Origin of the sequence: Pseudomonas sp. YuFO20 (assembly GCF_035064975.1) — a bacterium.
GTDB lineage: Bacteria > Pseudomonadota > Gammaproteobacteria > Pseudomonadales > Pseudomonadaceae > Aquipseudomonas > Aquipseudomonas putida_AE.
Map to the genome: position 1 here is coordinate 66,324 of NZ_JAXDEO010000035.1, position 9,397 is coordinate 75,720.

Consider the following 9,397-nt stretch of genomic DNA (forward strand, 5'->3'; position numbering starts at 1 on the left):
CAATTCCAAAGGCAAGGCTAACTTTCCAGTCCGGCACGCCAGATCGAAATCAACAGGCTTTTTTTAAGGGTGCATTTTTACACGGTAGAAGTTGTCTTTCTCGCGGTAAACTAATTTAAGGTTTCCGTATCAATGGATCAGGCAAGCCAATGAACCTTGAAAATATTCGATATCACGTGGCGGTAACCTGCTTGGTTTTAGGTAGTTCTGGATTACCTGCGGCCCTTACTGTTTGGGGGGTAACAAACTTTGTCCGCGTTAGTGACAAATATCTAGATGCCGTATATTTAACCGTATACGTAATTTTTGTTTGTTTTGGACTTTGGTTTTACATGCCTAGAATGCGCGGTAAGACGTAAAAAACCTAAGGCGTCAAAACCTATTCATCCCAAGGAGAACTACCTTTTTTCAACTATCGCGTTCAATGTGAAAAAATCAACCAGCGCTTCAAAAGCCAACGCCAGTTTTCCCGTCTGCTGAAATGCCATCTCATAATTAACTGGGTCATGTCTAAATAATTCGAATGCATCAGGCTTCTGCACCTGCCTAAATACACCATAACTAGATAAAACCAAGTCCAAAGAGTAATACGCGATATCCCCACGTGTCTCATCTTCCCATACCGCTTGGTAAAGGTGCCTAACTGGCCCAAGAACGCTTGGCGCGCCCGGGCCATTATAAATATTCCCTAATCCTTCATATATATTGTTCGCACCATGTCCGACCATCAGTCCAGCCGGAACGGAAGCTAGCCCTCCTGAACCGCCAATGATCAAAGCCCCCGTCCTGATCTGCATCACGCCACCCACAACCCCAACACCATTTTGCAGATAGAAACGCGCCTTTGATGAAAGCTCTTCGTATTCGGCGCTTATTTCCTGCACCGCTTGCCACGCGCTAATAACTCCCTCATCAACCGCCTGAATAATTTCATCGACATAGGCAGAGACAATCGACCCAAATCGAAGCCGAGCAAAACCATCGGGAATATGGGCCATGCCTACGCTGCTTCCAACTGCAACCAAATCAGAAGCCGCTCTGGTTACGTCATGAATATCGCAAGAAGCCTCATTCATCTTCATTCATCCACGCGCTATAGGCACTTGTTGCGCCAGGAACGTGCGCCCAGGCAATATCCCTGTATCGAATAGATACCAACTCGTGCGGCTCTGCATCATTCATGCGAATGGCATGGGGGACTTGCTGGCTGATATGCGCAATACGCGCACCTGAGAGGCGTATCGAATAAAAGCGCTCTTGCCCTCCAGTCGAGGCGGTTCGGTATAAATTGATGATGCAATCCAGTTCTTCACCTTCATGCAATGCGCTCGCCAGCAGTGGTGATGATTAGTCGATGGCTTTGGTGATCATCACAGGCATGTGTTTGCCGCGACCACCGGATATGCTTCCGTCATAACCTGCAACCATATCGTGCGAATAGGCCAGTACCATGATTTCGTCCTGATGGCCGAACTGACACTTGTTACCGATAGAGCTTTGGCCTGAGCAGCCGGCAGAAATCATCCCTTGACGCTTGCCGGTGATACTCATGTAACTGTGACTCGCCATTAGCGTCGCTCCTTAACGTATTTGGAGCGACAGGCTATAGAAAAATCGTGAGCTCCAATGTAGGCCGTTTCTGATTTTTTAGTTCTCCAAGCAGTTTTTCTGAAGATTCCGAAATAGCTGTAGGCAAGTGCGACGGTGTTTGTAGGATAACGAATCAACAAGAGAAGGAAGTTAGTGCGGCAAGAACAAAAAATGATTGATCGTCGTATTGCTTTTCACTTGAGCGGCTGCCGCGGTCGAGCAGGTCCTGTTGGACAGGCATAAAAAATCCGATGCCAGAGGTCTGGCATCGGATTTTAGGAGAAGCGTTCAGGTCCCGGATTTGATCTTGGTCCAGGCCCGGGTGCGTGCGCGTTCGGCATCCCGTGGCAAGGGTTGCAGGGTGTAGAGCGTGCCCATCGCCGTTTCGGTCGGGTACAGGTTGGGGTTGTTGCGGATCGCCGGGTCCACAAGTTCCGTGGCGTCCTTGTTCGGGTTCGGATAACCCACGAAGTCGCTGACCGGCGCGATCACCTGGGGTTGCAGCAGGTAGTTGATGAAGGTGTAGGCGTCCTCCGGGTTCTTCGCGCCTTTGGGGATGGCGAGCATGTCGAACCAGATCGGCGCGCCTTCCTTGGGCAGGCGCATGTCGACGACCACACCGTTCTTGGCTTCCTTGGCGCGGTTGGCGGCCTGGGAGAAGCTGCCGGAGTAACCGACCGCGACGCAGATGTCGCCGTTGGCGATGTCGGCCATGTACTTTGAGGAGTGGAAGTAGGTGACGTACGGACGGATCTTCATCAGCAGCGCTTCAGCCTTGTCGTAGTCCGCGGGCTTTTTGCTGTTGGGGTCAAGGCCCAGGTGTTGCAGGGCCAGGGGCAGGATCTCCGAGGGCGAGTCGAGCAGGGCGACGCCGCACTGCTTGAGCTTGCTGATGTTTTCTTCCTTGAAGATCAGGTCCCAGCTGTCCACCGGTGCGTCGGCCCCCAGTGCGGCCTTGACCTTCTCGGGGTTGAAGCCGATCAGGATGGTGCCGTACATGTAGGGCACGGCGAACTTGTTGCCCGGGTCGTTGGCCTCGATCAGCTTCATCAGCTTGGGATCGAGGTGGTTCCAGTTCGCCAGCTTGCTGCGATCCAGCGGCTGGAACACGCCGGCTTCGATCTGCTTGGCCAGGAACACGTTGGACGGCACCACCACGTCGTAGCCGGAGTTGCCGGTCAGCAGCTTGGCTTCCAGCGCCTCGTTGGTGTCGAAGATGTCATAGACCAGTTTGACCTGGGGGTTCTGCGCCTTGAAATCCTCCAGGGCCTTGGGGGTGATGTAGTCGAACCAGTTGTAGACGCGCAGCGTTCGTTCTTCGGCGTGAGCGCCAGTACTGAGCAGCGCCGCGCACAGGGCCGGAGCAATGACCTGCTTGAGCTTTCTCATTGTTCAAAACCTTCCAGCACGTTCACCGCGTTGATGCCGATTTCTTCCACCGCGTAACCGCCTTCCATGACAAACAGCGTCGGTTTGCCGAGGGCGGCGATGCGCTTGCCCATGGCCAGATAATCAGGGCTGTCGAGCTTGAATTGGGAGATCGGGTCGTGCTTGAACGTATCCACGCCCAGGGATACGACGACGATGTCGGCGCCATAGCTTTCGATCTCGTTGCAGGCTTGCTCCAGGGCAGCGCTCCAGGCATCCCAGCCGCTGCCGGCGGGCAATGGGTAATTGAAGTTGAAGCCTTCCCCGGCGCCTTCGCCGCGCTCGTCTTCATAGCCAAGGAAGAACGGAAACTCGGCTTCCGGATGGCCGTGGATCGAGGTGAACAGCACGTCGCTGCGCTCGTAGAAAATCGACTGGGTGCCGTTGCCGTGGTGGTAGTCGACGTCGAGGATCGCGACTTTCTTGTGGCCCTGGTCGAGGAAGGCCTGGGCGGCGATGGCGGCGTTGTTGAGGTAGCAATAACCGCCCATCAAGTCGCTGGCGGCGTGGTGCCCCGGTGGACGGCACAGGGCGAAAGCCCCGCGGGCGCCGCGCTGGATCTCTGCCTGTGCGGTGAGTGCGACTTGCGCCGCGCTGTACGCCGCTTGCCAGGTGCCGGCGGTGATCGGCGCGCCGCCGTCGAAACTGTAGTAGCCGAGCTGACCGTGCAGGCTGGTGGGTTTGATGCTGCGCAAGGTGCGGGCCGGCCAGGTGTAGGGCAGCAGGTCACCGTCGGTGTTGAACTCGGTCCAGCGCGCCCAGGCGCCTTTGAAAAAGTCGAGGTAGTCGCGGCTGTGGATACGTTCGATCGGGCCGAGGCCGAAATCCCCGGGCGCTTCCACGGGGCCCAGATTCTGCTTTTGCACCCGTTGCAACACGTGGTCGGCACGGGAAGGCATCTCGAAGCAGGGCTTGAGTTGCCCGTCGATCAGTTCACAGCGGCCGTGGTGCAGGTGGTGATCGTCCGAGTAGATCGTCAGCATTTTGTTGTTCTCCGCAGGCTGTTTCGGTTGCATACAGTCTTGCGGCGTCGAGCGTTTCGGAGAACGGCAGGAAAGGCCAAAAGGGGATTAATATGGCCAAAATGATTGACCGAAATTCGCCCCTTGTACCTGTAGGAGCTGCCGAAGGCTGCGATCTTTTGATCTTCAAGGCCGAAACTGACTGGGCGCGACCCCACTCCAGCGCACAAACGCATGGCGGAAACTCGCGGTCTCGCTGAAACCCAACGCTTCGGCAATCCGATAGATCGGCATCTGGTCCTCACACAACATCTGCTTGGCCTGCTCGAATCTCAACTCATCCAGCAATTCCTGATAACTGCACCCCAGATCCTTGAGATGCCGACGCAAGGTGCGCGCTGAACAATTCATCTGCTCGGCCAACCCTTCAAGGCCAGGCGCGGGATTCAACTGCGCGCTGAGCAACTGGCGAATCCGCCCCAACCATGCCTGGCGTCCGGTGAACTCGGTGTTCTGCTTGCGGCAGCGTTCGGCCATGGCCTGGTGGGTGATGACATCCGCCAGCGGCAGGGGTTGATCGAGCCAGCGCTTGTCGAAGGCAAAGGCATTGTTGCGTGCCCCGAAGTGCAGCGGGCAGTCGAAGTGTTCGGCGTAGCTCGCCTCATAGTCGGGCGCGGCATGTTCGAAGCGCGCGGCGAGCAGCGGCAGGACATGCCCGAGCAGGTCGTCGCAAATGACTTTCAGCGACACCAGGCAGAACTCGGCGTTGAACACCGCCAGCGCCGGATTCTCCCGGTAATCGGCGGCGACGAACCAGACGCGTTCGTCGTCCTCTTCCAGGCTCAGCTCGAAAAGTGTTCCCAACAGCGCCGGATAACGCATCGCCAGGCGTAACGCGTCACCGAAGGTGGCACTGGTGAGCAGGGCATAGCCCAGTATGCCGTAGGACGAAACGTGCATCCGCTGGCCCAGTTCCAGGCCGATATCGTGCTTGAGCGCGACGGCGTTGGCGCAGACCTGCATTTCCTGGTTGGTGGTAATACGGGTGTCCGCCCGGCTAAGGTCCGCGGCGCTGATGCCGCTGCCGGCCAACAAGGCTTCGCTGGACAGGCCTTCGGCCTTGAAGGCGTTGAGCACCAGGGAGACGGCGTTGAGGGTGGTCAGATGGGAGTGGAGCATGCTCGGTTCCAGCGTGGGGGTGCGGGAACCGAGCAACTTGTGTGCCGGTTTGAGTCAGTGAGCCTTAATGGCTACTCAACAACGAAGCTGCACCGGCACCGCCGAACAGTCCGGCACTGACCCGGTTGAACCAGCTCTGGCCCTTGCCGCTACGCAAATACCGCGCAGCGCCATGGGCACCGAGGCCGTAGGCCAGCTTGCACAGCAGGTCGAGTACGGTCCAGGTGGCGATCATCACCAGCAGTTGCGGCAGGAAGGGTTGCTCGGCGCTGAGGAACTGCGGCAGGAATGCGGCGAAGAACAGGATGTCCTTCGGATTGCTGGCGCCCAGCATGAAGGCTCGCCCGAACAATGCGCGAAAGCGTGGAATCGCTGTCGCCTGAGGCACTTCGGCGCCGTGGGACGGTTGGCGCGATTGCTGCCAGCTCTGCCAGGCGAGGTAGAACAGGTACAACGCGCCGACGATTTTCAATGCGCTGAACAACTGTTCCGATGCCAGCAGCAGGGCGCCCAGGCCCAGTGCCGAAGCACTCAACAGGCAGATCGAGGCAATCACGCCGCCGAGAAACGCCGGGTAGGAACGGACCAGGCCGTAATTCAGACTGTTGCTGATCATCAGCAAAGACAGTGGCCCCGGGATCAGGATCACCACCAGCGCAGCGCCGCTGAACAGCAGCCAGGTTTCCAGACTCATCACTTTCCTCCATTTGCACAAAAGCCTCACCCGACGGGGTGAGGCTGGTTTCAAGCGCGTCCCGCCGAGGCTTACAGGAAGATGAACTTGGCAATGAAGATTGCGCAGAGCACCCACAGGCTGACGGAAATTTCCTTGTACTTGCCGGTGCCGGCCTTCAGCGCCACATAGGTGATGAAGCCCAGCGCGATGCCGTCGGCGACCGAGAAGGTCAGGGGCATCATGATTGCCGTGACGATCGCCGGAATGCTGTCGGTCGCCTCGTCCCATTCGATGTGGGCCATGCCGCCCATCATCAGCATGGCCACATAGATCAGCGCACCGGCGGTTGCGTAGGCGGGGATCATCCCGGCCAGCGGAGCGAAGAACATGGCTGCAATAAATAGCACACCTACGGTCACGGCGGTAAGACCAGTCCGACCACCTGCCGCGACGCCAGCAGCACTTTCCACGTAGCTGGTGACCGGTGGAACGCCCACTACCGCACCAAACACACTGGAAGCACTGTCGGCTTTCATGGCGCGCGAGAGGTTTTCGATCTTGCCGTCAGCGTTCACCAGGTTGGCGCGCTGGGCCACCCCCATCAAGGTGCCGGCGGTGTCGAACATGTGCACGAAGAGGAAGGCCAGCACCACGCTGATCATGCTGACGTTGAACACGCCGGCGACGTTCATGGCCATCCAGGTCGGGGCCAGGCTCGGCGGGGCCGACATGATGCCCTCGTAGTGCACCAGGCCCAGGCCCCAACCGGCCAGGGTCACGGTGATGATGCTGATGAGGATCGCGCCGAACACCTTGTGGTAGCTGAGGATGGCGATCATCAGGAAGCACACGGCGGCGAGCAGCGGGCCAGGCTCGCGCAGGGAACCGAGCTTGATCAAGGTAGCCGGGCTATCGACGACGATGCCCGCGGTTTTCAAGCCGATCAGCCCGAGAAACAGGCCAACGCCTGCGCCCATGGCGAAGCGCAAGCTGACCGGGATGCTGTTGAGCAGCCATTCGCGGATCCGCGAGAAGGTCAGGATCATGAACAGCACACCGGAGACGAACACCGCCCCCAACGCGGTTTCCCAGTTGTAGCCCATGGTGCCGACCACGGTGTAGGTGAAGAAAGCGTTCAGGCCCATGCCCGGCGCCAGGCCGACCGGCCAGTTGGCGTACAGGCCCATCAACAGGCAGCCCAGGGCGGCGGCAATGCAGGTGGCGACGAACGCCGCGCCATGGTCGATCCCGGCGTCGGCCATGATGTTGGGGTTGACGAAGATGATGTAGGCCATGGTGATGAAGGTTGTCAGACCGGCAATCAGCTCGGTCTTCACCGTGGTGCCATGCAAGCTGAGTTTAAAGATGCGCTCCAGCCAGCCATTGCGTAGAGGCGGCGAGAGATCCAGCGTCGATGCTTCGGATTTGCGGCTTTCCACAGCGAGGTACTCCTCAAGAGTTTTATTGTTATTTCCAGGGCCGGACCCATGAGGGTGGCAGCGGCCCTTTGAGGCACTTGCGAATTTGTTGACCGATAGGTCAGGAACTCGCACGAAGTGGATTATGCTTTTGTATACAAATAAAGCAAATAATGTTTTTGTTTTTGTCGACGAAAAGTTTGGCAATAGGGATATATCGCCTGTCCCGGCGCCTTCGCGAGCAAGCCCGCTCCCACATTCGAACGCATTCCAAATGTGGGAGCGGGCTTGCTCGCGAAGGGGCCGGATCAGCCAGCATCAAAATCAGCAGGCAGAATGATTCAGTCGGTTTGCCCGTGGCTTTTCCCAAGCGCCAGATTCACCGCCAACCACCCATTCACCGCCGACTCCCCAGCCTCGGCAAACACCCGCTCAAGCAATTTCACCTGCTCGCGGCGCAGCGCCTGCTCAAACCGCGCACCCTCGGCGGTCAATTCCAGCAGCCGCTTACGCTTGTCCGTCTCGGACGCCACGCTGTTCACCAAATGCATTTCCAGGAGTTGGCGCAACGGCATGTTCAACGCCTGCTTGCTCACGCCCAGCAACGCCAGCAACTCCTTGACGCTCAGGTTCGGGTAACGGGCAATGAAAAACACGATGCGTTGATGCACCCGACTCAAGCCGCGCCGCTCGAGCATTTCATCGGCCTTGGCGGTAAAGGCCTGGTAACCGAAGAAAAACGCTTCCATGGCCTGCTGTTGGGAAATCGGGCTTTTAAGGTCAATCATGTTGACGTATCCGTTCGAGCTGTCGTAATTTCAGTCAACAAGTTTGACTTATTTTCCCCTGGCCTCGCTACCGGTGACTTCCATGGCTTTTTCCGAACGTGTCTCGCGCCTTAAAAGTTCCTTGATCCGTGAAATCCTCGCGGCCGCCCAGCGTCCGCAGGTGATGTCGTTCGCCGGAGGCTTGCCGGCCGAAGCCATGCTGCCGAAAGTCGACTGGGACCAGATGCCGGTGTCCATGGGCCAATACGGCATGAGTGAAGGCGAACCGGCCTTGCGCGAAGCCCTGGCGGCACAGGCGCGCGCGTTGGGTGTGCCATGCGAGGCGAATCAGGTCTTGGTGGTCAGTGGCTCCCAGCAAACCCTCGACCTGGCCGCCAAGCTGTATATCGACAAAGGCACCGAGATTCTGCTCGAGGCACCGACCTACCTGGCGGCGCTGCAGATCTTCCAGCTGTTCGGAGCCCATTGCCTCACCGTGCCGCTGCAAGCCGATGGCCCGGACCTGGCGCAACTGCGCGCGCGCCTGGAAACACATCGCCCGGCGTTCATCTACCTGATCCCGACGTTCCAGAATCCATCGGCGGTGCGTTACAGCGAAGCCAAGCGCGAGGCGGTCGCGGCTTTGCTGGATGAGTTTGGCGTGACCCTGATCGAAGACGAGCCTTACCGTGAGTTGACCTTCGATGGCGGCAGCGCCCAACCGATTGCCGGTCGCCTGAAGAAAGCCAGTTGGATCTACACCGGCACCGTGTCGAAAACCTTGCTGCCGGGCCTGCGTGTCGGCTATCTGATCGCCAGTCCAGACCTGTTCCCGCACCTGTTGAAGCTCAAGCAATCGGCGGACCTGCACACCAATCGGGTCGGCCAGTGGCAGGCGCTGCAATGGCTCGGCAGCGAGCCCTATCAGCAGCACCTGAGTGAATTGCGGGGATTTTACCGGGTGCGCCGCGACGCATTCCAGGCGGCGCTGCAAAGGCATTTTGCCGATCTGGCGGATTGGAACGTGCCCCAGGGCGGGCTGTTTTTCTGGCTGACGCTCAAGCAACCGCTGGACACCCGGACGTTGCTCAATGCGGCGCTGGCCAATGACGTGGCGTTCATGCCGGGTGAGCCGTTCTTCCCTGAGCCGGACAATCATCACGGGCATCTGCGGCTCAACTTCAGCCACATTGATCCGGTGCGGCTGGAGGAGGGGATAAAGCGATTGGCGGCGGTGGTGCGGCAGGCGCAGGCGGCCTGAAGAAAAAAACCGGCTCAATGGCTAATGCCGATCAGTTAAGCCATCTCGCTTGACCTTTGGCCGCAAGAAATCAAAATCCGATGCCTGAACTGGCATCGGATTTTTTTATGCGTCTC

The 9,397-nt window shown here is 58.3% G+C and carries 8 protein-coding genes and 1 pseudogene; 1 reads left to right on the forward strand and 8 read right to left on the reverse strand.

All coding sequences use genetic code 11. The features are described 5' to 3' along the window. Positions 1–398: 398 nt before the first annotated feature. From SOP85_RS19925 to SOP85_RS19960, 8 genes and pseudogenes are all read right to left on the reverse strand, one after another. On the reverse strand, positions 399–1,076 hold the full coding sequence (locus SOP85_RS19925) for a DUF4225 domain-containing protein (protein ID WP_323627997.1): 678 nt from the start codon (positions 1,074–1,076) through the stop codon (positions 399–401). Then, a pseudogene (locus SOP85_RS19930) lies at positions 1,069–1,569 on the reverse strand (Hcp family type VI secretion system effector). Before SOP85_RS19930 ends, SOP85_RS19925 begins: the two are co-directional and overlap by 8 nt. A gap of 309 nt (positions 1,570–1,878) precedes the next feature. Further along, entirely contained in the window at positions 1,879–2,979 is a 1,101-nt protein-coding gene (locus SOP85_RS19935; RefSeq protein ID WP_323627998.1) for a polyamine ABC transporter substrate-binding protein, read from the reverse strand. Continuing rightward, positions 2,976–4,001, reverse strand: a complete 1,026-nt coding sequence (locus tag SOP85_RS19940) for a histone deacetylase family protein (protein ID WP_323627999.1) — start codon at positions 3,999–4,001, stop codon at positions 2,976–2,978. The genes SOP85_RS19935 and SOP85_RS19940 overlap by 4 nt, the downstream gene beginning before the upstream one ends. A 165-nt stretch (positions 4,002–4,166) precedes the next feature. Beyond that, positions 4,167–5,159 (reverse strand): AraC family transcriptional regulator, encoded by a 993-nt coding sequence (locus SOP85_RS19945; RefSeq protein ID WP_323628000.1) that lies wholly within the window; start codon positions 5,157–5,159, stop codon positions 4,167–4,169. Between the two features lie 64 nt (positions 5,160–5,223). Then, the gene (locus SOP85_RS19950) at positions 5,224–5,853 is read right to left on the reverse strand and encodes a LysE family translocator (RefSeq protein ID WP_323607538.1); all 630 of its coding nucleotides are present in this window, start codon (positions 5,851–5,853) and stop codon (positions 5,224–5,226) included. A gap of 71 nt (positions 5,854–5,924) precedes the next feature. After that, on the reverse strand, positions 5,925–7,274 hold the full coding sequence (locus SOP85_RS19955) for an NCS2 family permease (protein ID WP_095196825.1): 1,350 nt from the start codon (positions 7,272–7,274) through the stop codon (positions 5,925–5,927). Between the two features lie 320 nt (positions 7,275–7,594). Beyond that, positions 7,595–8,041: a MarR family winged helix-turn-helix transcriptional regulator gene (locus tag SOP85_RS19960; protein ID WP_323628002.1), complete on the reverse strand. Its 447-nt coding sequence runs from the start codon at positions 8,039–8,041 to the stop codon at positions 7,595–7,597. A gap of 82 nt (positions 8,042–8,123) precedes the next feature. On the opposite strand from SOP85_RS19960, the gene SOP85_RS19965 reads away from it, so the two are divergent. Beyond that, positions 8,124–9,281: an aminotransferase-like domain-containing protein gene (locus SOP85_RS19965; protein WP_323628003.1), complete on the forward strand. Its 1,158-nt coding sequence runs from the start codon at positions 8,124–8,126 to the stop codon at positions 9,279–9,281. Positions 9,282–9,397 lie beyond the last annotated feature (116 nt).